This window comes from Bradyrhizobium barranii subsp. barranii (assembly GCF_017565645.3).
Taxonomy (GTDB): domain Bacteria; phylum Pseudomonadota; class Alphaproteobacteria; order Rhizobiales; family Xanthobacteraceae; genus Bradyrhizobium; species Bradyrhizobium barranii.
Map to the genome: position 1 here is coordinate 6,850,632 of NZ_CP086136.1, position 21,720 is coordinate 6,872,351.

At 64.3% G+C, this 21,720-nt stretch carries 23 protein-coding genes; 14 read left to right on the forward strand and 9 right to left on the reverse strand.

From position 1 onward, the window contains the following. Positions 1 to 5: 5 nt before the first annotated feature. The 3 genes from J4G43_RS33515 to J4G43_RS33525 all read left to right on the forward strand — a co-directional run bounded on the left by J4G43_RS33515 (position 6) and on the right by J4G43_RS33525 (position 3,625). Positions 6 to 1,169 carry a M20 aminoacylase family protein gene (locus J4G43_RS33515; RefSeq protein WP_208087541.1) on the forward strand — a complete coding sequence of 388 codons (1,164 nt, stop codon included), beginning with the start codon at positions 6 to 8 and terminating at the stop codon, positions 1,167 to 1,169. 2 nt (positions 1,170 to 1,171) lie between these two features. Next, the gene (locus J4G43_RS33520) at positions 1,172 to 2,593 is read left to right on the forward strand and encodes an amidase (RefSeq protein ID WP_208087542.1); all 1,422 of its coding nucleotides are present in this window, start codon (positions 1,172 to 1,174) and stop codon (positions 2,591 to 2,593) included. Between the two features lie 141 nt (positions 2,594 to 2,734). Then, positions 2,735 to 3,625, forward strand: a complete 891-nt coding sequence (locus tag J4G43_RS33525; protein ID WP_208087543.1) for a crotonase/enoyl-CoA hydratase family protein — start codon at positions 2,735 to 2,737, stop codon at positions 3,623 to 3,625. A gap of 106 nt (positions 3,626 to 3,731) precedes the next feature. Here the strand turns inward: J4G43_RS33525 and J4G43_RS33530 are convergent, their stop codons facing one another. The 3 genes from J4G43_RS33530 to J4G43_RS33540 all read right to left on the reverse strand — a co-directional run bounded on the left by J4G43_RS33530 (position 3,732) and on the right by J4G43_RS33540 (position 6,190). Beyond that, a complete protein-coding gene (locus J4G43_RS33530) occupies positions 3,732 to 4,709 on the reverse strand; it encodes an NADPH:quinone oxidoreductase family protein (protein WP_208087544.1) in 978 nt (325 codons plus the stop codon). Further along, positions 4,709 to 5,317 carry a 2-hydroxychromene-2-carboxylate isomerase gene (locus J4G43_RS33535; protein WP_063982457.1) on the reverse strand — a complete coding sequence of 203 codons (609 nt, stop codon included), beginning with the start codon at positions 5,315 to 5,317 and terminating at the stop codon, positions 4,709 to 4,711. Before J4G43_RS33535 ends, J4G43_RS33530 begins: the two co-directional genes overlap by 1 nt. 171 nt (positions 5,318 to 5,488) lie before the next feature. After that, complete coding sequence (locus J4G43_RS33540; protein ID WP_208087545.1) at positions 5,489 to 6,190, reverse strand: glutathione binding-like protein; 702 nt, start codon at positions 6,188 to 6,190, stop codon at positions 5,489 to 5,491. Between the two features lie 110 nt (positions 6,191 to 6,300). Here J4G43_RS33540 and J4G43_RS33545 point away from each other — a divergent pair, with 110 nt between their 5' ends. Then, a complete protein-coding gene (locus J4G43_RS33545; RefSeq protein WP_063982455.1) occupies positions 6,301 to 7,323 on the forward strand; it encodes a methionine synthase in 1,023 nt (340 codons plus the stop codon). Further along, positions 7,323 to 7,553 carry a hypothetical protein gene (locus J4G43_RS33550; RefSeq protein WP_063982454.1) on the forward strand — a complete coding sequence of 77 codons (231 nt, stop codon included), beginning with the start codon at positions 7,323 to 7,325 and terminating at the stop codon, positions 7,551 to 7,553. Before J4G43_RS33545 ends, J4G43_RS33550 begins: the two co-directional genes overlap by 1 nt. A 36-nt stretch (positions 7,554 to 7,589) precedes the next feature. Here the strand turns inward: J4G43_RS33550 and J4G43_RS33555 are convergent, their stop codons facing one another. From J4G43_RS33555 to J4G43_RS33565, 3 genes are all read right to left on the reverse strand, one after another. Further along, complete coding sequence (locus J4G43_RS33555) at positions 7,590 to 8,210, reverse strand: hypothetical protein (protein WP_208087546.1); 621 nt, start codon at positions 8,208 to 8,210, stop codon at positions 7,590 to 7,592. An 86-nt stretch (positions 8,211 to 8,296) separates the two neighbouring features. Next, a complete protein-coding gene (gene gpt / locus J4G43_RS33560; RefSeq protein WP_028150009.1) occupies positions 8,297 to 8,824 on the reverse strand; it encodes a xanthine phosphoribosyltransferase in 528 nt (175 codons plus the stop codon). 38 nt (positions 8,825 to 8,862) lie between these two features. Then, a complete protein-coding gene (locus J4G43_RS33565; RefSeq protein ID WP_208087547.1) occupies positions 8,863 to 9,600 on the reverse strand; it encodes a competence/damage-inducible protein A in 738 nt (245 codons plus the stop codon). Between the two features lie 277 nt (positions 9,601 to 9,877). On the opposite strand from J4G43_RS33565, the gene J4G43_RS33570 reads away from it, so the two are divergent. From J4G43_RS33570 to J4G43_RS33605, 8 genes are all read left to right on the forward strand, one after another. Beyond that, positions 9,878 to 11,296: a circularly permuted type 2 ATP-grasp protein gene (locus J4G43_RS33570; protein ID WP_208087548.1), complete on the forward strand. Its 1,419-nt coding sequence runs from the start codon at positions 9,878 to 9,880 to the stop codon at positions 11,294 to 11,296. A gap of 4 nt (positions 11,297 to 11,300) precedes the next feature. Beyond that, entirely contained in the window at positions 11,301 to 12,245 is a 945-nt protein-coding gene (locus tag J4G43_RS33575) for an alpha-E domain-containing protein (protein WP_028150006.1), read from the forward strand. Between the two features lie 169 nt (positions 12,246 to 12,414). Continuing rightward, entirely contained in the window at positions 12,415 to 13,263 is an 849-nt protein-coding gene (locus J4G43_RS33580; RefSeq protein ID WP_166091716.1) for a transglutaminase family protein, read from the forward strand. 150 nt (positions 13,264 to 13,413) lie between these two features. Further along, the gene (locus J4G43_RS33585) at positions 13,414 to 14,613 is read left to right on the forward strand and encodes a flavin-dependent monooxygenase (RefSeq protein WP_208087549.1); all 1,200 of its coding nucleotides are present in this window, start codon (positions 13,414 to 13,416) and stop codon (positions 14,611 to 14,613) included. Positions 14,614 to 14,667: 54 nt separating this feature from the next. Further along, complete coding sequence (locus J4G43_RS33590; RefSeq protein ID WP_028154692.1) at positions 14,668 to 15,075, forward strand: carboxymuconolactone decarboxylase family protein; 408 nt, start codon at positions 14,668 to 14,670, stop codon at positions 15,073 to 15,075. A gap of 114 nt (positions 15,076 to 15,189) precedes the next feature. Continuing rightward, positions 15,190 to 15,948, forward strand: coding sequence for a proteasome-type protease (locus J4G43_RS33595; protein WP_028154691.1), 759 nt, complete (start codon positions 15,190 to 15,192; stop codon positions 15,946 to 15,948). A 33-nt stretch (positions 15,949 to 15,981) separates the two neighbouring features. Then, the gene (locus J4G43_RS33600; protein WP_028150002.1) at positions 15,982 to 16,740 is read left to right on the forward strand and encodes an SDR family oxidoreductase; all 759 of its coding nucleotides are present in this window, start codon (positions 15,982 to 15,984) and stop codon (positions 16,738 to 16,740) included. A 285-nt stretch (positions 16,741 to 17,025) separates the two neighbouring features. After that, positions 17,026 to 17,637 carry a hypothetical protein gene (locus J4G43_RS33605; RefSeq protein WP_208087550.1) on the forward strand — a complete coding sequence of 204 codons (612 nt, stop codon included), beginning with the start codon at positions 17,026 to 17,028 and terminating at the stop codon, positions 17,635 to 17,637. Between the two features lie 75 nt (positions 17,638 to 17,712). On the opposite strand, the gene J4G43_RS33610 is transcribed toward J4G43_RS33605, so the two are convergent. Next, entirely contained in the window at positions 17,713 to 18,951 is a 1,239-nt protein-coding gene (locus tag J4G43_RS33610) for an MFS transporter (RefSeq protein WP_208087551.1), read from the reverse strand. A 159-nt stretch (positions 18,952 to 19,110) separates the two neighbouring features. Here J4G43_RS33610 and J4G43_RS33615 point away from each other — a divergent pair, with 159 nt between their 5' ends. Then, the gene (locus tag J4G43_RS33615; RefSeq protein ID WP_208087552.1) at positions 19,111 to 20,361 is read left to right on the forward strand and encodes a NupC/NupG family nucleoside CNT transporter; all 1,251 of its coding nucleotides are present in this window, start codon (positions 19,111 to 19,113) and stop codon (positions 20,359 to 20,361) included. Between the two features lie 143 nt (positions 20,362 to 20,504). Here J4G43_RS33615 and J4G43_RS33620 read toward each other — a convergent pair whose 3' ends face one another. Next, complete coding sequence (locus J4G43_RS33620) at positions 20,505 to 21,044, reverse strand: cupin domain-containing protein (RefSeq protein ID WP_208087553.1); 540 nt, start codon at positions 21,042 to 21,044, stop codon at positions 20,505 to 20,507. A gap of 160 nt (positions 21,045 to 21,204) precedes the next feature. After that, positions 21,205 to 21,492, reverse strand: a complete 288-nt coding sequence (locus tag J4G43_RS33625; RefSeq protein WP_014494242.1) for an usg protein — start codon at positions 21,490 to 21,492, stop codon at positions 21,205 to 21,207. Positions 21,493 to 21,720 lie beyond the last annotated feature (228 nt).

Genomic DNA, 21,720 nt, shown 5'->3' on the forward strand with positions numbered 1-21,720 from the left:
GACACATGCCCACGATCGACCGCATCGACGGCTTTGCCGACGAACTCACTGCTATCAGGCGCGACCTCCACGCCCATCCCGAGATCGGCTTCGAGGAAGTGCGCACCTCCGGCATCGTCGCCGACAAGCTGAAGAGCTGGGGCATCGAGGTGCACCGCGGTCTCGGCGGCACCGGCGTGATCGGCGTCATCAAGGGCAAAGGTTCGGGCAGCAAGCGCATCGGCCTGCGCGCCGACATGGACGCACTGCCGATGGAAGAGAACACCAATCTGAAATGGAGTTCGAAAATCCCCGGCCGCTTCCACGGCTGCGGCCATGACGGCCACACCACCATGCTGCTCGGCACCGCGCGCTACCTTGCCGAGACCCGGAATTTCGACGGCACCGTGCATTTGATCTTCCAGCCGGCCGAGGAAGGCCTCGGTGGCGCCCGCGCGATGATCAAGGACGGGCTGTTCGAGAAGTTCCCCTGCGACGAGCTCTACGGCCTGCACAACGCGCCCGACCTCAACCACGGCGAGATCGCGATCCTGCCCGGCCCCGCAATGGCGAGCGCCGACTTCTTCGACCTGCGCATCACCGGCTACGGCGCGCATGGCGCGATGCCCGAACGCTCCAAGGACGCGGTGATCATCGCGACCACGCTGGCGCAGGCGATCCAGACCATCGTCAGCCGCAACGTCGAGCCGCTGCAGGCCGCCGTCATCTCGATCACGCAGATTCACGCCGGTTCCGCCTACAACGTCATCCCTGGCGAGGCCCATCTCTGCGGCACCATCCGCACCTTCTCGGATGAAGTCCGCGCCCTGATCGCCGAACGCATCCGCACGATCTGCGCCGGCATCGCGAGCGCCTATCAGTGCGTGATCGAAGCCGACATCCGCGACACCTTCGGCGTGCTGGTCAACCAGGTCGAGCAGTCCAAGGTGGTCGAGGAGGTCGCGCGCACCGTCGTCAACCCCGCCAACGTGATCACCCGCGCCCAGCCGAAGATGGGCAGCGAGGATTTCGCCGACATGCTGCAAACCATCCCCGGCGCCTATTTCTGGATCGGCCATGACGGCTCGGTGCCCGTGCACAATCCCGGCTTCGTGCTCGACGACAAGATCCTGCCGATCGGCGCCAGCATGTTCGCCCGGATCATCGAAACGCGCATGCCGGTAGGTTAGCAATGCACAAAAAGAGCGTCGAAGAGGCCGTCACCTCGCTGCACGATCTCTCCGCGGTCGATCTGATCGCGGGCTATCGCGCCAAGCAGTTCTCGCCGAGCGAGGTGCTGGAGGACGTGCTTGCGCACGTCGCTGCGTGGGAACCGCATCTCAAGGCGCTCTACGCGTTCGATCCCGACAGCGCGCGCGAGGCCGCGAAGGCCTCGACCGCGCGCTGGAGTGGGGGCGAGCCATCAGGCGCGCTCGACGGCGTGCCTGTGACGGTAAAGGACAACATCGCGACCAAGGGCGTGCCGGTGCCGCTCGGCGCTGCGAGCGTGAAGCTCGTGCCGGCCGAGAAGGACGCCCCGCCCGCTGCGCGACTGCGCGAGGCCGGTGCGATCATCTTCGCGAAGACCACCATGCCCGATTACGGCATGCTGTCCTCGGGACTCTCCAGCTTCCATGCGCTGGCGCGCAATCCCTGGGATCTCTCCAAGAATCCCGGCGGCTCCAGCGCGGGCGCCGGTGCGGCGGCCGCGGCCGGCTATGGCCCCTTGCATCTCGGCACCGATATCGGCGGCTCGGTCCGCCTGCCTGCGGGCTGGTGCGGCCTCGTCGGCCTGAAACCTAGCTTCGGCCGCGTGCCGATCGACCCTACCTATGTCGGCCGTGTCGCCGGTCCCATGACCCGCACGGTCGACGATTGCGCGCTGATGATGAGCGTGATTGCAAAGCCCGACCGGCGCGACGGCATGAGCCTCCCCGCCGAGCCTCTCAACTGGAAGGGACTGGAGAAATCCCCGCGCAAACTGCGCATCGGCCTGATGCTCGATGCCGGCGTCGGCCTGCCGGCAGAAAGGCCGGTCCGCGATGTTGCGGTCAAAGCCGCAAAGGCGTTCGAATCCGCAGGGAGCGTCGTCACCGAGGTCGACGGCATTTTGACCCGCGAGATGCTCGACGGCCTCGACAATTTCTGGCGCGCGCGGATGTGGGACGATCTGGCCAAGCTGACGCCGCCCGAACAGGCAAAGGTGCTGCCCTACATCTTCAAATGGGGCGCATCCGGCGCAAAGCTCTCGGGTGTGGATGTCATCCGCGGATTCAACCAGACCATGGCGATCCGGGCGGCCGCTTCAAAACTATTCTGCGAGCTCGACTACGTGATCTCGCCGACCGCGCCGAACGTGAACTATGCGGCGGACTGGGCTTCACCCACCAACGATCCCATGCGGCCGTTCGAGCACATCTGCTATACCGTGCCGTGGAATATGTCGGAGAACCCTGCCGTCTCCATCAATGGCGGCTTCGACGCCAACGGCTTTCCTATCGGCGTGCAAATCGTCGGCCGCCGCTTCGATGATATCGGCGTGCTCGGCATAGCCAAGGCTTTCGAGGGCTTGCGCGGTGCACAGAAGCCCTGGCCGAGCCCGCCGGCAAAGTAGGCATTCTGTCATGGCCGGGCTTGTCCCGGCCATCCACGTTCTCGTACCGGCCGCCACATGCCCAGTCCGCGCAAGACGGATGGTGGCGACCATGCATGACGTCTCTTCGAGACAGAATTCACGGCAAGGAAGGAAACCACCATGGCGTATGAGACCATCAAATACGAGGTCGCCGAGCAGATCCTCACCATCACGCTGAACCGGCCCGACAAGCTCAACGCCTTCAACGCGCAGATGCAGGCCGAGCTGATCGACGCGTTCGACGCCGCAGACAAGGACGACGACGTCCGCGCCATCATCGTCACCGGCGCGGGCCGCGGCTTTTGCGCGGGCGCCGATCTTTCCTCGGGCGCGGATACCTTCGATCGCGATGCGCGGCGCGGGCCGGTCAAGCGCTTCGCGGACGGCAAGGTCGATTACAGCGATCCGCAGGTGCGCGACGGCGGCGGTCAGGTGACGCTGCGCATCTTCAAGTGTCTGAAGCCCGTCATCGCCGCCGTGAACGGCCCTGCCGTCGGCATCGGCGTCACCATGCAACTCGCGATGGACATCCGCATCGCCTCGGATGCCGCGCGCTTCGGTTTCGTGTTCTCCCAGCGTGGCATCGTGCCGGAGGCCGCCTCGAGCTGGTTCCTGCCGCGCATCGTCGGCATCTCGCAGGCGCTGGAATGGTGCTATTCCGGCCGCGTCTTCTCGGCCCAGGAAGCGCTCGCCGGCCGCCTCGTCAGCAAGGTCGTAGCTCCCGATGATCTCTTGCCGACCGCCCGCGCGCTGGCCAAGGAATTCGCCGCCAAGACCGCGCCGGTGTCGGTCGCGCTGATCCGCCAGATGATGTGGCGCATGATGGGCGCCGACGATCCCATGGAAGCCCACAAGGTCGACAGCCGCGGCATCTACGCACGCGGCCGCTCGGACGACGTCAAGGAAGGCGTGGTGTCATTCCTGGAGAAGCGCCCGGCGCAGTTCAAGAACAAGGTGTCGAGCGATATGCCGGATTATTTTCCGTGGTGGAGCGAGCGGGAGTACAAGTAGAGGGATCGTAGGGTGGGCAAAGGCGCTCTTGCGCCGTGCCCACCATCTATCAGCAATCGAAACCAGAATGGTGGGCACGCTTCGCTTTGCCCACCCTACGGCACCGTCAATCCATCACGAGCGCCACACGCCCGATCGCCTTGCGGTCGATCAACAGCCGCATCGCCTTCGCGTAGTCGTTCAGCGGCAAACGGTGCGAGACGTTGGGGCGCAGCTTCCCCTCTTCCGCCCATTGCAGCAGCGCCTTCAGGCGCACCTCGCCCAGCGCGGGGTTCTTCCGCACCGCCTCACCCGCACGCACGCCGAGCACGCTGGCGCCCTTGATCAGCAGCAGGTTGGTCTTCGCCGAGCCGATACCACCGGTAAAGCCGATCACCAGCAGCCGCGCGCCCCAGGCGATGCAGCGCATCGAGTTCTCGAACACCTCGCCGCCGACGGGATCGAACACGACGTCGGCGCCACGGCCGTCGGTGATGCGCTTGACGGCATCACGAAACAGCTCGCGATCGTAGCGCACGAGATGATCGGCGCCGCGCGATTTCGCAATGGCGAGCTTCTCGTCGCTGGAGGCGGTCGCGATCACGGTCGCGCCCAGCATCTTCCCGATCTCGACTGCGGCAAGCCCCACGCCGCCGCCGGCACCATGCACCAGCAACACCTCGCCCGGCATGACCCGGCCGCGATCGATCAGCGCGTGATAGGCGGTGCCGTGGCCGGCGAGATAGGTCGCACCTTCCGCATAGTCGAACGTCGACGGCATGGGCGTTAGCTGCGTCGGCGTCACCACCGCTTCGTCGGTGAAAGCGCCATGGCGCATCTTGACGATGACCTTGTCGCCGACGGACACGCCGCTTGCCTCTGCGCCCACCTCGGTGACGTCGCCGGCGGCCTCCATGCCGGGCGTGAACGGCAGCTCCGGCTTGAGCTGATATTCGCCGGCCGCCATCAGCACGTCCGGAAAGTTCAATCCGGCGGCGCGGATCGCAACGCGCACCTCACCCGGTTTGACGGCGCGCGACGGAAATTCCTCGAGCCGCAACGTCTCGGGCGCGCCGAGCGCGCGGCAGACGACAGCCCGCACCATCAGGCCGCACTCGCCTTGCTGCGTTCGAGCGCCTCGCGGATCAGCGGCAGGCGGTCGTTGCCGAAGTACATGTCGGTCTTGCCCACGAAGATCGTCGGTGAGCCGAAGCCGCCGCGTGCCACGACCTCTTCCGTGTTGGCCTTGAGCTGGTCCTTGATTGCCTGCTCGGAGATGCCGGCAAAGAACTTCTGCTCGTCGACACCGACCTTCCTGCAGATCTCGGCGAGCACGGCGTCCTGCGAGATGTCCTTGTCGCCGCCCCAATAGGTCTCGAACACGGCAGTGGCGAACGGCACCATGTCTTTCCCCAGCCAGATGCAGCCGCGCATGACCTTCACGCTGTTCACCGGAAACACCGTCGGCGGCATCTTGATCGCGAGGCCGGCCGAGCGCGACCAGTCGGCGAGGTCCTTCTTCATGTAGCGCGCCTTCAGCGGCACCGGCGTCTCGCGCTGCGCGTAGACGCTCGGATTGACCGTGTTGAAGATGCCGCCGACCAGGATCGGCCGCCAGATGATCTCGGCCCCCAGCTCCTTTGCCAACGGCTGGATGTTGTGGAAGGCGAGGTAGGTCCAGGGGCTGGAACAGTCGAAGAAGAATTCGATCATGGCGTTTCCTTTGCGTCTTGTTTGTCGTGCTCTATCCCCGTCATTGCGAGCGACTTGTCCGCCATAGCTCGAAGAGCGACGGCGGAAGCGAAGCAATCCAGAATCTTTCCGCGGAACCAGTCTGGATTGCTTCGTCGCTTCGCTCCTCGCAATGACGATGGGGCGAGCAGCCTACTTCTTTCCCAGCACTTCCTTGGCACGCTGGCCGAACATGATCTTGCGTGATTCCTCGTCGAACGGCTCTTTCACGAACTTGCCGATCGCAAGCCCCGCCTGCACGGGCGGCCTTGCGCGCACCTCGGCGTACCAGCGTTTCACGTTCGGATAGTCGTCGAGCGTAAAGCCCTGCGCCTTGTGGGTCATGGTCCAGGGGAAGCAGGCGATGTCCGCGATGGAATAGTCGCCGACAACATAGGCGCCGGTCTTGGCCAACTGCCGGTCGAGCACGCCATAGAGCCGCGCGGCCTCGTCGCGGTAACGCTCAATCGCATAAGGGATCTTTTCAGCAGCATAGAGCGCGAAATGGCCGTGCTGGCCGAGCATCGGCCCGAGGCCCGCCATCTGCCACATCACCCACTGGATGGTCGTCGAGCGGCCGCGCAGATCGCTGGCCAGGAAGCGGCCGGTCTTTTCCGCGAGGTAAATCAGGATCGCGCCGGTCTCGAACGCCGAGAACGGCGCACCACCGTCGGCGGGTGCGTGGTCGACGATCGCGGGAATGCGATTGTTCGGGGAGACCGCCAGAAATTCGGGGCCGAACTGCTCCCCGGCGCGGATATTGACCGGCTTCACGTCATAGGGGAGCCCGAGTTCCTCCAGCATGATCGAGATTTTCCAGCCGTTCGGCGTCGGCGCATAAAAGAGGTCGATCATCGCCCTTCCCTGTCGTCGCCAATGGAATAGAGAGCGACTTTTGTTGTTCTGTACCTTGACGTTAAGACATGGCAGGAAGGGGCGCAACACAACCTGCCGGGAGAGCCGCCATGCTGTTTCCAACCACGATCGCCGGCTCCTTGCCGAAGCCGGAATGGCTCGCCGAGCCGAACATGCTCTGGGCACCCTGGAAGTCGCAAGGCGACGAGCTTCTCCGCGCCAAGCGTGATGCGACCATGCTCGCCGTCAAGGTCCAGGAGGATGCGGGCATCGACATCGTCACCGAGGGCGAGCAGGCCCGCCAGCATTTCGTGCACGGCTTCCTCGAGAAGATCGACGGCATCGATTTCGCCCACAAGGTCGAGATGGGCATTCGCAAGGACCGCTACAAGGCGATGGTGCCGCAGGTGGTCGCGCCGCTTCAGCTCAAGGGTCGTGTCCATGCCGACGAGGCGCGCGTGGCGCGCACGCACACGAAGAAGAAGCTGAAGTTCACCCTGCCCGGCCCGATGACCATCATCGACACGATTGCGGACCGTTACTACGGTGATCGCGTCAAGATGGCCTTTGCCTTCGCCGATCTCCTCAACGAGGAAGCCAAGGCATTGCAGGCCGACGGCGTCGATCTCGTGCAGTTCGACGAGCCCGCCTTCAACGTCTACATGGACGAGGTCAACGACTGGGGCATCAAGGCGCTGGAGCGTGCCGCGCAGGGGCTGACCTGCGCCACCGCCGTGCACATCTGCTACGGCTACGGCATCAAGGCCAACACCGACTGGAAGGAGACGCTCGGCGCACAGTGGCGGCAGTACGAGCAGATCTTTCCGGCGATCGACGCGAGCCCGATCCAGCAGGTCGCGATCGAGTGCCGTAATTCCAAGGTGCCGCTCGATTTGCTGGCGCTGCTGAAAAACAAGATCGTGCAGGCCGGCGTGATCGACGTCGCCAGCGACACGGTGGAGACGGCCGAGGACGTCGTGCAGGTGATCGACGCGGTGTCGAAGTTCGTGCCCAAGAGCAACATCATCGCCACCACCAATTGCGGCATGGCCCCGATGCGGCGGGAGATCGCCGAGGCCAAGCTGATGGCGCTCGGCGCCGGTGCCGCGCTGGCGCGCGAGAAGCTGGGGTGATGGTGCTCCGAACGGCACTCGTCGTCACGGCTCTTGCGGGGATCACATTCGCTGCGCGCGCGGAGGATCGCTCCGTGCTGCTGAATTGCAAGGCCATGGTCGAGCGTGCGTCAAAGGATACGGGTACGGCAACCGAGGCCGAGCTCACCCGCTGCCGCCAGATCATGCGCGAATGGGCGCTGCGCGATGCGCGGACGACAGTGGATGAGCAGGGGCGGCCGCTGAAATAGCCACACGCTCGCTGCTTTCCCCCCTTGCGGGGACGGTCAGGCGCGGTGCGCGCTGGGGTGCAATGTGACCTCATAGCCGGCGCTCATCGCGCGCAGCGTCGATGGCGGGGTCAGCAACCGCGCATCGTCAAGCTCTCGCGCGCCTTCAACATAACCCGCCGTCGACCACAGCAGCGCCCCGCCCTGCATCAGCAGAAAGCTTTCCTCGCCCTGCTGCAGCATCGCGCCGTCTGGAAGCTGGTCGAGCGGCACCAGCAGCGCATGAAGCCGCTTCTTGCCGTGATCGAGCCGCTCGTGGTGCAGCACCGTGTCGATATCGTGCATGCGGACATCACGGACGCGGTTGCCCTTCTCCCACGCAGCCCGGAAGCGATTGGCATCGTCACGGCGGCAGTAGAAGCAGGGGCGATGGCCGGCGGCGAGCGCGGTGGCCTCGTCGAGGAAGAACAGCTCGGTCCAGCTGTGCGTCGTCATCACCTCGCGACGGCGGCCGCGGAATTCGCAAACACAGGTGAGCCAGGCCGGCGACGACCACCGCTTCTTGAGCAGCGTCCTGGTCGCGGGATCATGGATGATGCCGCGATTGCCGGTGAACAGGCCCCGGTGCGGCGTGGCGATGATGTCGCCGGTCGGCGTGACACGGTTTTGCAGGGGCATGGCCACCTCCACCTGTCATTGCGAGCGAAGCGAGGCAATCCAGAAATGCGTCTGCGGAAATAGTCTGGCTTGCTTCGTCGCTTCCCTCACGCCGCGCCGTCGCGCAGCGGCGGGTGGTAGGACAGCGCGGTGTCCCAGGGGAAGAAGATCCAGGTGTCCTGCGAGACCTCCGTAATGAAGGTGTCGACCAGCGGGCGTCCCTTCGGCTTGGCGTAGACGGTGGCGAAATGCGCATCGGGCAGCATGTCGCGCACCAGCCTGCCGGTCTTGCCGGTGTCGACGAGGTCGTCGACGATCAGAAGCCCCTTGCCGGTGCCGCCGCCGAGCTTCATCGCCGCCTCGGACATGCCCTTGAGGACCTGGAGCTCGCCCTGCTTGTCGTGGTCGTAGCTGGCGATGCAGACCGTATCGATGATGCGGACACCGAGCTCGCGCGCCACGATCGCGGCCGGCACCAGCCCGCCGCGGGTGATCGCGATGACGGCGTGGAACGGGCCGACCTCGTTGAGCCGCCAGGTCAGCGCCCGGCAGTCGCGGTGGAACTGGTCCCACGAAACAGGAAAGGCCTTGCCGGCCCGCTCCTGCGCGCTCAGTTCCGGTGCTTCGCCAGCCATTGTTGTCTCCTGCCAATCTTCATCCGGCAGCCATTCTGCTACCGGGTGATGTTCAATCCCGCCAGCATTTCCTTCACCGCCGCCATCGCCGCTGCCAGCTTGTCCGCGTCGCGCGAGCGCACCACCAGATTGGTGTTCGGCTTCTGATCTTCGTCCATGAACGGATAGCTGCCGATGATGGTGTCGGGATGGGCGGCGGCGATCGCGCGCAACGGGCTGCCGATGTCGCCCTCCCGCGCATTGGCGCGGACCGATTCGGACAGCATGCGCACGCCCGACTTCAGCTTGGGCGAGACGATGTCCATCATGGCCTGCATGATCGAGGGCACGCCGGCCATCACGATGACGTTGCCGATCTTGAAGCCGGGGGCGAGGATGGTCGCGCTCTGGATCAGCTCGGCGCCGTCGGGGATGCGGGCCATGCGCAGGCGGGCCTCGTTGAGGTCCTGCTCGCTCCAGCGCTCGCGGAAGCGGGCGACGACCTCGGGATGGTGGTCGATGCCGACGCCGAACGCCTTGGCGACGCTGTCGGCGGTGATGTCGTCATGGGTTGGCCCGATGCCGCCGGTGGTGAAGACATAGGCGTAGCGATGCCGCAGTGCATCCAACGCCGCGATGATGTCGTCCTCGTCGTCGGAGACGACCCGGACTTCCTTCAGGTCGATGCCGATATTGGTCAGGTATTCGGCGATGAAGCCGATATTCTTGTCCTTGGTGCGGCCGGACAGGATTTCATTCCCGATGACCAGAATGCCCGCCGTGACGATGTCGCTCATACCTTAAGTCCCTCACCTGTCGGCCCGACTTTGCCGAGGTAACGCGTTGAAGTCACGCGGTTTTGCTGCCGAAATAAGCAGTCCTCAGCCATTTTTTGAGGCACCCTCCCGGCTGTCCCCGGCAAATGCCACAACTCCATGCTTATCGCGCTGGCCCAGCCCTTGCTACCTCCTCAGAGTCATGCACTCTTGCCGCATGGCCAGGACGTTGCGGTCTTCACCAAGGCCTGACGACCTGTCGAATGGCGCAACGCCTTGCGGAGACAAGTCGGGATCTATGGCAGTCGCGTTTGATGAAATGAACATTCCCGGCGGGGACCTTCGCCCCGCCTATCAGGAGCTGGCGCGCTGGCTCAAGGAGACGCCTCCCGAGGCGCTCGAATATCGCCGCCAGGAGGCCGAGCTCCTGTTCCGCCGCATCGGCATCACCTTTGCCGTCTATGGCGATTCCGAATCCACCGAGCGCCTGATCCCCTTCGACGTGATCCCGCGAATCATGTCCGGCAAGGAATGGGCGCTGCTGGAGAAGGGCCTGAAGCAGCGCGTGCGCGCGCTCAACATGTTCCTGCGCGACATCTATCATGGCCGCGACATCCTGCGCGCCGAGGTCGTGCCCGACGACCTGATCTTCCAGAACCCGGTGTTCCGCCCCGAGATGAACGGCCAGCAGGTGCCGCACGACGTCTATGTGCACATCGCCGGCATCGACATCGTCCGGGTCGATGCCGAGGACTTCATCGTGCTGGAGGACAATGCCCGTACCCCGTCGGGTGTGTCCTACATGCTGGAAAACCGCGAGATCATGATGCGGTTGTTTCCGGACTTGTTCGCCCGCCACAGGGTGGCGCCGGTCGAACGCTACCCGGACGAGCTGCTCTCCGCGCTGCGATCGGTGGCGCCGCAAGGCGCCTCCGGTGAGCCGACCGTCGCCCTGCTCACGCCCGGCGTCTACAACTCGGCCTACTACGAGCACTCCTTCCTTGCCGACAAGCTCGGCATCGAACTGGTCGAAGGCCGCGACCTCATCGTCAAGAACAACGAAGTGTTCATGCGAACGACTGAGGGGGTGAAGCGGATCGACGTGATCTATCGCCGCGTCGACGACGATTTCATCGATCCCCTCACCTTCCGCCCCGACTCCGTGCTCGGCGTGCCCGGGCTGATGTCGGCCTATGCGGCCGGCAACATCACGCTCGCCAACGCGGTCGGCACCGGCATCGCCGACGACAAGGCGATCTACTCCTACATGCCGGACATCGTGAAATTCTATCTCGGCGAGGAGCCGATCCTGAAGAACGTGCCGACGTGGCGCTGCCGCGAGCCGAAGGACCTTGCCTATGTGCTCGACAATCTCAGCGAGCTCGTCGTCAAGGAAGTCCACGGCTCCGGCGGCTACGGCATGCTGATCGGCCCCGCCGCGACGAAAGCGACAATCGAGGCCTTCCGCGAAAAGCTCAAGCGCGAGCCGGAAGGTTTTATCGCGCAGCCGACGCTGGCGCTCTCGACCTGCCCGACCTGTACGGCAAGCGGCCTCGCGCCACGCCACGTCGACCTGCGGCCCTTCGTGCTCACCGGCAGCAAGAGCACCACGATCGTGCCCGGCGGGCTGACACGGGTCGCGCTCAAGGAAGGCTCCCTGGTGGTGAATTCGAGCCAGGGCGGCGGCACCAAAGACACCTGGATCCTGGACGAGTAGTCAGATGCTGTCGCGTACCGCCGAAAACCTCTACTGGCTCGCCCGCTATGTCGAACGGGCCGAATATCTCGCGCGCACCATCGATGCGACGCTGCGCGTCACTGCGCTTCCCGCCGCCTATATCGGCAAGACCAATGAATGGGACTCGGCGCTTCTCACCGCCGGCGTCGCCGCGAGCTTCTATCAGCAATACGAAGTCGCCAACGAGCACAACGTCGTCGACTACCTCTCGTTCTCGGCAAGCAATCCATCATCGATCAGGAACTGCATCGAGGCGGCGCGGCTGAACTCGCGCTCGGTGCGCACCGCGCTCACCAGCGAGATGTGGGACACCATCAACTCGGCCTGGATCGAACTCCAGGAGGTCTGGAGCAAGGGCACCTCCACGCGCGAGGATCTCGCAAAATTCCTGCGCTTCGTGCAGGAGACTTCGCTGCGCTTCGACGGCTCGGCCTACCGGACCATGCTGCGCAACGACGCCTACTGGTTCTCGCGGATGGGCGTGCATCTGGAGCGCGCCGACAACACCGCGCGCATCCTCGACGTGAAGTACCACGTGCTGCTGCCCGAGGAGGAGCATGTCGGCGGCCCGCTCGACTTCTATCAGTGGAGTTCGATCCTGCGCTCGGTCTCGGCGCTGACGGCCTATCACTGGGTCTATCGCGAGACGCTGAAGCCGTGGCTGATTGCGGACCTGCTCATCCTCAACGACACGCTGCCGCGCTCACTGGCAAGCTGCTACGGCAATCTCGTGCGCAACCTCGACCAGATCGGCGTCGCCTATGGCCGCCAGGGCCCCGCCCAGCGCCATGCCCGCGGCATCCGCAACCGGCTAGAACACAGCAATATGAACGACATTTTCCAGCACGGCGTGCATGAATTCATTCAGGAATTCATCACGGACAATTCCAGGCTGGGCGAAATCATCACAAAGCAGTATTTGATCTAATGTCCCCCGGCTGACGAAAACGGGATATCGTCATGGCCGGGCTTGTCCCGGCCATCCACGTTCTTGCTTTTGCGCGGCGAGGAAGATCGTGGATGCCCGGGACAAGCCCGGGCATGACGAGCTTCTTCGCAATAGGCAGCGGGTCCAACCACTAACTTCACGGTCCACCATGCGCCTGCGAATCCTGCACACCACGACCTATCGCTACGAGCCGCCGGCCACCAGCGTGATCCAGATCCTGCGCATGACGCCCGGCAGCCATGACGGGCAATATGTGGCGGAGTGGCAGATCGACGTCTCGACCGACACCAAGCTCGACACCCATGAGGACGCCTTCGGCAACGTCACCCATGTGCTGTCCTGCGGACCCGTCGGCGACATCAAGATCACCGCCGAGGGCCTGATCGAAACCCACGACACCGGCGGCGTGCTGCGCGGCGCCGACGAGCGTTTTCCGGCCGGCATGTTTTTGCGCGCCACTGACCTCACCACCGTCAATCCGGCGATGACGACGGTCGCGCGGCAGTTGCGCAGCGAGGCCGAGAGCGACACGCTCGGCTTCCTGCACACGCTGATGACGCAAATCAGCGATCACATGACCTTCGACGAGGATCCGACCAACAGCGGCACCTCGGCGGCCGAAGCGTTCACGCTCAAGCGCGGCGTCTGCCAGGACTACGCGCATATCTTCATCGCCTGCGCCCGCAGCGGTGGCGTGCCGGCGCGCTTCGTCTCCGGCCATTTCCTGCGCTCGGACGGCACGGTGCACCAGGATGCCGGCCATGCCTGGGCGGAAGCTTACGTCGACGGTCTCGGCTGGGTCGGCTTCGATCCCGCCAACTGCATCTGCACCACCGACGCCCATGTCCGCGTTGCGATCGGGCTCGACTATCTCGGCGCAGCCCCCGTGCGCGGCACCCGCTATGGCGGCGGTGCGGAGACGCTGACGGTCGCGGTCAAGGTCGAGCAGGCCGGCCGCGGCGGGCAATCGCAGTCGCAGTCACAGCGGCAGAGCTAGGCGCGGCGGTATCTCGTCACGAGGCATCCGCGGCGCAATCACGTCGCAGCGTTACAGGTGTAATCGACGACGGCCCGCGCTGAAACCGTCCCGTAGCGCCATCTCTTCAACCTCCGTTGTGATCCGTTTCCGCAACAGAGGTTGAGACAGATGCGGCTTCACGAAAAGAACAAGAAGCATTCCGTGCCCCTGCGCGATCCCCACCAGGACATGCTTGCGGGGATCCGGGAGTTGGCTCCCGAGATCAAGGCCCGCGCCGCGGAGATCGAAGCCGCACGCCGCGTCCCGCCCGACCTCGTGGAACGGCTGCGGTCGATCGGACTCTTCCGGATGTTCGTTGCGCGGAGCCATGGCGGGCTGGAGCTGGATTTTCCGGCCGGACTGGAGGTCATCAAGGCACTGGCCCGTCTCGACGGCTCGATCGGCTGGATCGCGACTGTCGCCGGAGCCAGCAGCCTCTTCGTCGCAGCGTCACCCCCGGAATTGTACCAGCGCATCTATCAGGACGGACCCGATACGGCGATCTGCGGCTCATCCCAACCGGGTGGAACGGCAGAGCGCGTGGCCGACGGTTATCGCGTCAAAGGTCGTTGGCCGTTCGCCAGCGGTTGCACGCACGCCGACTGGATCGGCGGGTTCTGCATTGTCACCGAAAACGGCAAGCCGGTCCCCGGCCCGCAGGGCAAGCCGCTGCTTCGCGTCGTTGTGTTGCCGGCGCGCGACTGGGAGATCGAGGACACCTGGCACGCGGCGGGGCTCAAGGGCACCGGCAGCCATCACGTCACGCTGCGGGAGACGCTGGTTCCCGAGGCCAATTTCTTCGATCTCGATGCCGCCCCGCGCCAGTCGGGTCCGCTCTATCGGGCGCTGCGCCAATGGCTGCCATTGGTGCACGGCGCATTCACGGTAGGCATGGCCGAGGGCACCGTCGATGACCTGCTCGCGCTGGCGGGCACCGGAAGGCAGCAATTGTACGCGGCCGTGCCGATGCGGGAGTCCGAGATCTTCCAGTACGATCTCGGCCGGATCTCCGCCGACCTCGGGGCCGCGCAAGCGTTTCATGAGGTCCAGGCCGCCAGCCACTGGCGTCACGCGCTGGCGGGAACGCTGAACGACGAAGACCTCATGATCGAGGGGGCCCGGTCCGCGACCTGGCTCGCCACGACCTGCGTCGGCATCGCGGATGCCTGCTTTGCGCTGGCCGGCGCCAGCGTGGTCTATGACCGCTCGCCGCTGCAGCGGCGCCTGCGCGACCTTCACGTCGCAGCTCAGCACGCTCACGCGCAGCAGCGGCAATATGTCGATGTCGGCAAGCTGGCCTTGCGCCGCTCGGCCGGGCATGCCGGCTGAGCGCTCGAGCCGTGCTACACTCGCGGGATCAGACCTGCCCCCGCGAGGTATCCCATGGCGACCGTAAAGCTGCTTTCGGACGATGAACTCTCCGCCGAGGCGCGCGCCGTTTTCGACGATATCCGCAAGGTGCGGAAGTCGGACTTCGTCAACAATTTCTGGCGCGCGCTGGCGCATGATCCGAAGACGCTGCGGCGGACCTGGGAGAGCATCAAGGAGGTGATGGCACCCGGCGCGCTCGATCCCAAGATCAAGGAAATGCTCTATGTCGCAGTCTCGATCGCGCATGGCTGCAGCTATTGCATCCATTCGCACACCGCGGGCGCACGGGCCAAGGGCATGACCGAGGCCGAATATGGCGAGATGCTCGCCATCGTCGGCATGGCCGCGGAGACCAACCGGCTGGTCACGGCGCTCGGCGTCCCCGTCGACGAGGCGTTTCTCGTCGATGCCGCTGACTGAGCGGCAGAGATAGCTGTTTCGTCGGAGAATGACGACCTCCCCCGGGGAATCGGGGGTTTCATGCCTCCCCGAAATTGGCTAGTAATTCCGCGCAAACGCGTTCGGGGACGGGAAATGACCTATTGTTGCGGAATCCTGGTTCGGGACGGTCTGGTGATGATCGCCGACACCCGAACCAATGCCGGGCTCGACAATGTCTCGACCTTCCGCAAGCTCCACATCTTCTCCAAACCCGGCGACCGCATCATGGCGATCGCCAGCGCCGGTAACCTCGCCATCAGCCAGTCGGTGCTGTCGACACTGACCGAAGGCCTGGAGGACCCCACCACGGGCGAGGTCGAGACGCTGATGAACGCACCGACCATGTTCCAGGCCGCCCAGCGCATCGGCCGGGCGATCCGGGCGGTGCACGCGACCGAAGGACCGGCGCTGCGATCCGAAGACGTCTCCTTCGACGTCTCCTTCCTGTTCGGCGGCCAGATCAAGGGCGCGCGCATGCGCCTGTTCATGGTCTACACCGCCGGCAATTTCATCGAGTGCACCACGGACACGCCCTACCTGCAGATCGGCGAGCACAAATACGGCAAGCCGGTGCTCGACCGCGCCATGCATTACGACGTCGAGCTGTACGAGGCGCTGAAGACCGGCCTGATCTCGATGGACTCGACCATGCGCTCCAATCTCGGCGTCGGCCTGCCGATCGACGTGCTGGTGGTGCGCAGCGATGCCTGCGATGCCGATCTCAACCACCGCATCGAGGCGGGCGAGCCCTATTTCCACGACCTCCGATCGCGCTGGTCGGCGGCCTTGCGCGCGGCGCATCAGAACATTCCGCGGCCGCCCTACAAGAACGAAAAAGAACCAAAAACCTGACAGCCAACTTGAAGAGAGAAAAGGCAGGAAACGATGAGTGAAGCAAACAAGATCGCAGTGGTGACGGGCGCGGGCACCGGTGTCGGGCGCGCGGCGTCGCTGGCGTTGATGAACATCGGCTTCACCGTGGTGCTGGTCGGGCGCCGGCTCGACATGCTCGAGGAGACCGCAAAGCTCGGCCCCGCAGGCAAGAGCCTGTGCGTCACCGCCGACATGACCAAGCCGGACTCCATTGCCGCGCTGTTCGACAAGGTGAAGGCGACCTACGGCCGGCTCGACGTGCTGTTCAACAATGCTGGCATGGGCGCGCCGGCGGTGAACTTCGAGGATCTCAGCCTCGAGCAGTGGCAGGCGGTGGTGAACACCAACCTCACCGGCCCGTTCCTGTGCACCCAGCACGCCTTCCGCATCATGAAGGACCAGAGCCCGCGCGGCGGCCGCATCATCAACAACGGCTCGATCTCGGCGCACGCGCCGCGGCCGTTCTCGGCGGCCTACACCTCGACCAAGCACGCCATCACGGGCCTCACCAAGGCCTCCAACCTCGACGGCCGCATGTACGACATCGCGGTCGGCCAGGTCGACATCGGCAATGCCGCCACGCCCATGACCGATCGCATGGTCAACGGCCCCGGCGTGCTGCAGCCCGACGGCACGACCAAGCACGAGCCGCGCATGGACGCCAAGGCGGTCGGCGACGCCGTCGCCTACATGGCCGGCCTGCCGCTCGATGCCAACGTGCTGACCATGACCGTCATGGCGACCAAGATGCCGTTCGTCGGACGGGGCTGAAGACCTCTCTTCCCTCTCCTCGCTTGCGGGGAGAGGGCCTGACTCAAAAAACTGAAAAACAACCCCATGCACAGTAGGCGTCAAGGCGCCGCGAAGTCTCCCCGCAAGCGGGGTGAGACGGAATAAGTCCTGGCCCCGCCTCGACAATCGTCCTTACACGCGCGCAGAGGCGGGAAACAGCGAGAAAGCATGTCACAATCCCGAACTAAGGTATGATCCACCTAGGGTAGAGCCATAATCCCGGCCATTGCCCGGCGGCTCCGCAAATCGTTCGGAACGGTACAAATGGGTTTGGACATATATCATCTTCACATCGACGATGACGTCACTGATTTTCCTGTCATCATCGACGTCGAGCAGGCTCAATTTCAAAAGATCGTTCAATTCAGCCGCAAGAAAACAAATCAGTACATCGACTTTGAGCGGCTTCTTTCCGATCACGGATTCTCCGCGCAAGACTACTACCAAGCGCTTCATCAACGGGAGATGTCGGGAATCGGAAAATTCTCCGACAGCTTTTATTTCTGCCCCACAGGCGAATTGGATCCGATGAACCCGACCCAGACGGGTCTATACTTTACCGACAAGAGAAGCTTTTTCGCGCCGAGGCCGCAACTGCCGCCAAATGTCTTGAAGAGATTGAAGACCTTCAAGATCAAGCAGTATCCGATGGTCGATCGATTGGAGGATGTCGTCTACACTAAGCAGATCGGGTATCAAAGAAACGCTGTCGCCGACGCCTTTTTCAATGGATTCCTCCCGGACGGGATGTTCGTTGAAAAGTCGTACGCGCAGAGAATATTCGAACTAACGATCGCTGAGGCACAGCAGAATTTCCGAACCAGCTTTCTCGACAACTGGGACGACCAACGCAGTCTCGTCGTGGTCTCCTGGTGAGAGATCACGCCTCCACGGCAAGATTCTGGATTGCTTCGCTGCGCTCGCAATGACGAGAGGGAGAGAGCGGAGCCCCTACTCCAAGCTCTCCACCTGCCGCAGGCTCGGAAACAGCTTCATCCACAGCAGCGCGACCGCGACGGTGCAGACGCCGCCGAGCACGGCCGCAGGCATCGCGCCGAGCAGCGCGGCTGCGACGCCGCTCTCGAACTGGCCGAGCTGGTTGGAGGCGTTGATGAAGAGGAAGTTCACCGCGCCGACCCGGCCGCGCATCTCGTCGGGGGTTGAGAGCTGCACCAGCGAGAAGCGGATCACGACGCTGATCGTGTCGGCGGCGCCCAGAATGGCGAGCGACAACACCGACAGCCACATCCACGACGACAGCGCGAACACGACCGTGGCGACGCCGAACACGATCACAGCCTGGAACATGCGCAGGCCCACATGCCGCGAGATGGCGTGACGCGCGAGCACCATGGTCATCAGCAGCGCACCGACCGCGGGCGCGGCGCGCAAGATCCCGAGCCCCATCGGGCCGGTCTGGAGGATGTCGCGGGCATAGATCGGCAACAGCGCGGTGACGCCGCCGAACAGCACGGCAAACAGATCGAGCGAGATGGTGCCGAGGATCGCCGGATTGCTGCGGATGAAGCGGACGCCGGCGAAGATGTTGTCGGCGTCCGTCCCCTCCTTGGAGACCGCCTGCGGACGCGGCCGGATGAAGCCGGTCAAAATCATCCCGAGAATCCAGAACAGCAGCATCACGGCATAGGCAAGATGCGGCGCGACCGCGTAGGCAAAGCCGCCGAGCGCCGGCCCGGTGATGGTTGCGACCTGCCCTGCGCCGCTCGCGACTGCGGTTGCGCGCTGGAGCGATCCCTGCGGCGCGATCAGCGGCAGCAGCGCAGCGGTGGTCGGGCTCTCGAAGGCGCCGGCAATGCCGAGCACGAAGGTCGCGATGAAGATCTGCACCTCGCTGACCAGGCCGAGATAGGTGATGATCACGAGATAGAGCGCGGTCGCGGCTTCCACGAGCTGGCAGAGCTGGACCACGCGCTTGCGCTCAAAACGGTCGGCGGCGTGGCCGGCGACGAACACCAGAAGCGCGGTGGGCAGGAACTGCACGAGGCCGACCATGCCGAGGTCGAAGGCCGAGCCGGTGAGATCGTAGATCTGCCAGCCGATCGCGACCGCCGCGATCTGGCTGGAGAAGCGCGACAGGCTGCGCGAGAGCAAGAAGAACAGGAAGGCGCGGTGGGAGAGAAGTGCGCGGGCGGTGACCGGCGGATTCGAGGATATCGGCTGCTCTGTCATCGCCTCTTGGGTCACGCTTGGACCGTCCGCCCCCTGATTTCGACCTGCCCCGCGTGGCTGACGCAGGCCTGCTTGTCAACAGCGGGCGGCTTCCGCGGCCTTCCGGCATTGCGTTTGCAACGCACGCGCGGCCATAATCATTGAGGGTTTGGGGACATCATGCTTCGGCTGCAATCGGCACTCGGCGTTTTCGCATTGCTATTGATCGCTTGGGTGCTGAGCGAGAATCGCCGCGCGGCCTCGGCTCGCCAAGCAGCGATCGGGCTTGTCGTAACCTTTGTCACCGCGGTCGTGCTCCTAAAGGTGCCCGTCGTCGCGCGCGCCTTCGGCGCCATCAACGACGCGGTCGGCGCGATCTCCGCGGCCTCGCGCGCCGGCTCCTCCTTCGTGTTCGGCTATGTCGGGGGCGGTCCCCTGCCCTTCGATCTGAAGGTGCCGGGCGCCGATTTCATCCTGGCGTTCCAGGCGCTGCCGATCGTGCTGGTTATGAGCGTGCTGACGACGCTCTTGTTCTATTGGCGCGTGCTGCCGCCGGTCGTGCGCGGCATGGCCTGGCTGCTGGAGCGGACGCTGGGCGTCGGCGGCGCAGTCGGGCTCTCGACCGCGGCCAACATCTTCCTCGGCATGGTCGAGGCGCCGCTGTTCGTGCGGCCCTATCTGGCGCAGATGACCCGCAGCGAATTGTTCCTGGTGATGACCGGCGGCATGGCCGGCATCGCCGGCACGGTGCTGGTGCTCTATGCGACGCTGCTGGCGCCGCTCATTCCCGATGCCGCCGCGCATTTCGTCATCGCCTCCGTGCTGGGCGCGCCGGCCGCGATCCTCGTCAGCCTGATCATGGTGCCGGAGACTTCCGACAAGCGCACCGGCGGCGCGCTGGAGGATCCTGAGATGGACGTCTCCGGCCCGATGGATGCGATCGTGAAGGGGACGAGCGCGGGGATCGAACTGCTGATCAACATCGTCGCCATGCTGCTGGTGCTGGTGGCGCTGGTCTATCTCGTCAACGCCATCCTCGGCCTGCTGCCCAATATCGGCGGCGCCGCGATCTCGCTGCAACGCCTGCTCGGCCTCGTGATGGCGCCGGTGTGCTGGCTGATGGGATTGCCCTGGGACCAGGCGGTGACCGCCGGCAGCCTGATGGGCACCAAGACCGTGCTCAACGAGCTGATCGCCTATGTCGACTTCTCAAAACTGCCGCCCGATACGCTCGATCCGCGCTCGCGCCTGATCATGCTCTACGCAATGTGCGGCTTCGCCAATTTCGCCAGCCTCGGCATCATGATCGGCGGCTTAGGCGTGATGGCGCCGGAGCGGCGCGAGGAGATCAACGCGCTTGGGCTGAAATCGATCGTGTCGGGGACACTGACGACGTGCCTGATGGGGGCGGTCGTGGGGGTGTTGAGTTAGGCTCTCTCCACCCGTCATTGCGAGCGAAGCGAAGCAATCCAGACCGTCTCCGCGGAAAGATTTCTGGATTGCTTCGTCGCCAGCGCAAAATTGCTTCGCAATTTTGTCGCGGGCTCCTCGCAATGACTGCGGAGAAAGCGCGTCTACGCCTTCAACTCCACCGTCCTGAACTCCGCCGGCAGGATCACCTCCAGCAGCTCCACGTCATCCGAATAGTCCAGGATCATGTGCTTGATCTTCGGCGGCTGGGTCCAGGCGCTGCCTTCCTTCATCAAGGTCTCGCCCTGGCCGTCCATGTAGGTCTTCACCCAGCCCTTGAGCACGTAGACCATCTGGAATTCGACGTCGTGGAAGTGCAGCTTCGACACCTCGTTCGGATCGCAGGGGCCTTGCAGGCGGATCACGTGGGCTTGCGCGAGGCCGTGGCTTGCTTCGGCGATGCCGAGGTCGCGGTACTTGGCGTAGGCGCGCAGGCCGTCGGCCTTGAAGTCTTCCTCGCGGTGATGGCTGATGGCGATGCGCTGCTTGGGACGGGCGGCCTTTTTCGGAGCGGCCTTCGCCGGTGTCGTGCGCGCCTTTGCCTTCACCGCCTTGCGCGCCGAGGATCGTGCCACGGCCTTGGCTCCGCTCCGCTTCTTCACCGCGGCCTGGGCTGCACTGCGCGATTTTGTTTTCTTGGCCATGGGCCGCCTCCCTGTTGTTATAGGCGGAGGCTAGCACAGAACGAGATATCGTAGGGTGGGCAAAGCGAAAGCGTGCCCACCATTGCCAGATGCAATCGTGGAGAGATGGTAGGCACGGCGCGAGCGCGCCTTTGCCCACTCTACGATGCCGGCGCGCTGTTCAATGCAGCCGGAACACGCCATCCACGGCGCGCAGCTCGGCCGGCTTGATCAGCTTGGAATGCGCGACGGTCACCGAATGGAGCGGACCGTCGAGCTTCTCCTGCCAGAACGCCAGGAAATCCTTCAGCGCCGGAAATTTCGGAAACATGTCGTAGTTCTGCCAGACGTAGGTCTGGAGAAGCGAGGGATGATCGGGCATCCGATAGAGAATTTGCGCCGTCGTCAGCCCGTAACCCAAAAGCTGTTTCCGGAAATCTTCGGAAACGCCCCCACTCCGCAAGCCCATGCCAACCTCCTTTGCAGGAGCGCATTCAAGGGGCGGCTTGGTCGGTGTGCGCCTTACGAGCCACCCGGTACTGATGCGCTCACATGAGAGAAATGTGACGCAAACTGACAATCCATCTCAAGCCTAAAAGTTTAACAAGCTGTTGAAATTCAATGCTTTAGCAGCAGAGGCGGCTCCGTGCTAATACGGTCACCGGGCGGGTTAACGATGGTAAAGAGATTCTGGCAC

Excerpts from the sequence above, each read along its gene's own strand:
- J4G43_RS33515 (WP_208087541.1), top strand. The coding sequence starts at position 6 with ATGCCCACGATCGACCGCATCGACGGCTTTGCCGACGAACTCACTGCT.
- J4G43_RS33520 (WP_208087542.1), top strand. The coding sequence starts at position 1,172 with ATGCACAAAAAGAGCGTCGAAGAGGCCGTCACCTCGCTGCACGATCTC.
- J4G43_RS33525 (WP_208087543.1), top strand. The coding sequence starts at position 2,735 with ATGGCGTATGAGACCATCAAATACGAGGTCGCCGAGCAGATCCTCACC.
- J4G43_RS33530 (WP_208087544.1), bottom strand. The coding sequence starts at position 4,709 with ATGGTGCGGGCTGTCGTCTGCCGCGCGCTCGGCGCGCCCGAGACGTTG.
- J4G43_RS33535 (WP_063982457.1), bottom strand. The coding sequence starts at position 5,317 with ATGATCGAATTCTTCTTCGACTGTTCCAGCCCCTGGACCTACCTCGCC.
- J4G43_RS33540 (WP_208087545.1), bottom strand. The coding sequence starts at position 6,190 with ATGATCGACCTCTTTTATGCGCCGACGCCGAACGGCTGGAAAATCTCG.
- J4G43_RS33545 (WP_063982455.1), top strand. The coding sequence starts at position 6,301 with ATGCTGTTTCCAACCACGATCGCCGGCTCCTTGCCGAAGCCGGAATGG.
- J4G43_RS33550 (WP_063982454.1), top strand. The coding sequence starts at position 7,323 with ATGGTGCTCCGAACGGCACTCGTCGTCACGGCTCTTGCGGGGATCACA.
- J4G43_RS33555 (WP_208087546.1), bottom strand. The coding sequence starts at position 8,210 with ATGCCCCTGCAAAACCGTGTCACGCCGACCGGCGACATCATCGCCACG.
- gpt (WP_028150009.1), bottom strand. The coding sequence starts at position 8,824 with ATGGCTGGCGAAGCACCGGAACTGAGCGCGCAGGAGCGGGCCGGCAAG.
- J4G43_RS33565 (WP_208087547.1), bottom strand. The coding sequence starts at position 9,600 with ATGAGCGACATCGTCACGGCGGGCATTCTGGTCATCGGGAATGAAATC.
- J4G43_RS33570 (WP_208087548.1), top strand. The coding sequence starts at position 9,878 with ATGGCAGTCGCGTTTGATGAAATGAACATTCCCGGCGGGGACCTTCGC.
- J4G43_RS33575 (WP_028150006.1), top strand. The coding sequence starts at position 11,301 with ATGCTGTCGCGTACCGCCGAAAACCTCTACTGGCTCGCCCGCTATGTC.
- J4G43_RS33580 (WP_166091716.1), top strand. The coding sequence starts at position 12,415 with ATGCGCCTGCGAATCCTGCACACCACGACCTATCGCTACGAGCCGCCG.
- J4G43_RS33585 (WP_208087549.1), top strand. The coding sequence starts at position 13,414 with ATGCGGCTTCACGAAAAGAACAAGAAGCATTCCGTGCCCCTGCGCGAT.
- J4G43_RS33590 (WP_028154692.1), top strand. The coding sequence starts at position 14,668 with ATGGCGACCGTAAAGCTGCTTTCGGACGATGAACTCTCCGCCGAGGCG.
- J4G43_RS33595 (WP_028154691.1), top strand. The coding sequence starts at position 15,190 with ATGACCTATTGTTGCGGAATCCTGGTTCGGGACGGTCTGGTGATGATC.
- J4G43_RS33600 (WP_028150002.1), top strand. The coding sequence starts at position 15,982 with ATGAGTGAAGCAAACAAGATCGCAGTGGTGACGGGCGCGGGCACCGGT.
- J4G43_RS33605 (WP_208087550.1), top strand. The coding sequence starts at position 17,026 with ATGGGTTTGGACATATATCATCTTCACATCGACGATGACGTCACTGAT.
- J4G43_RS33610 (WP_208087551.1), bottom strand. The coding sequence starts at position 18,951 with ATGACAGAGCAGCCGATATCCTCGAATCCGCCGGTCACCGCCCGCGCA.
- J4G43_RS33615 (WP_208087552.1), top strand. The coding sequence starts at position 19,111 with ATGCTTCGGCTGCAATCGGCACTCGGCGTTTTCGCATTGCTATTGATC.
- J4G43_RS33620 (WP_208087553.1), bottom strand. The coding sequence starts at position 21,044 with ATGGCCAAGAAAACAAAATCGCGCAGTGCAGCCCAGGCCGCGGTGAAG.
- J4G43_RS33625 (WP_014494242.1), bottom strand. The coding sequence starts at position 21,492 with ATGGGCTTGCGGAGTGGGGGCGTTTCCGAAGATTTCCGGAAACAGCTT.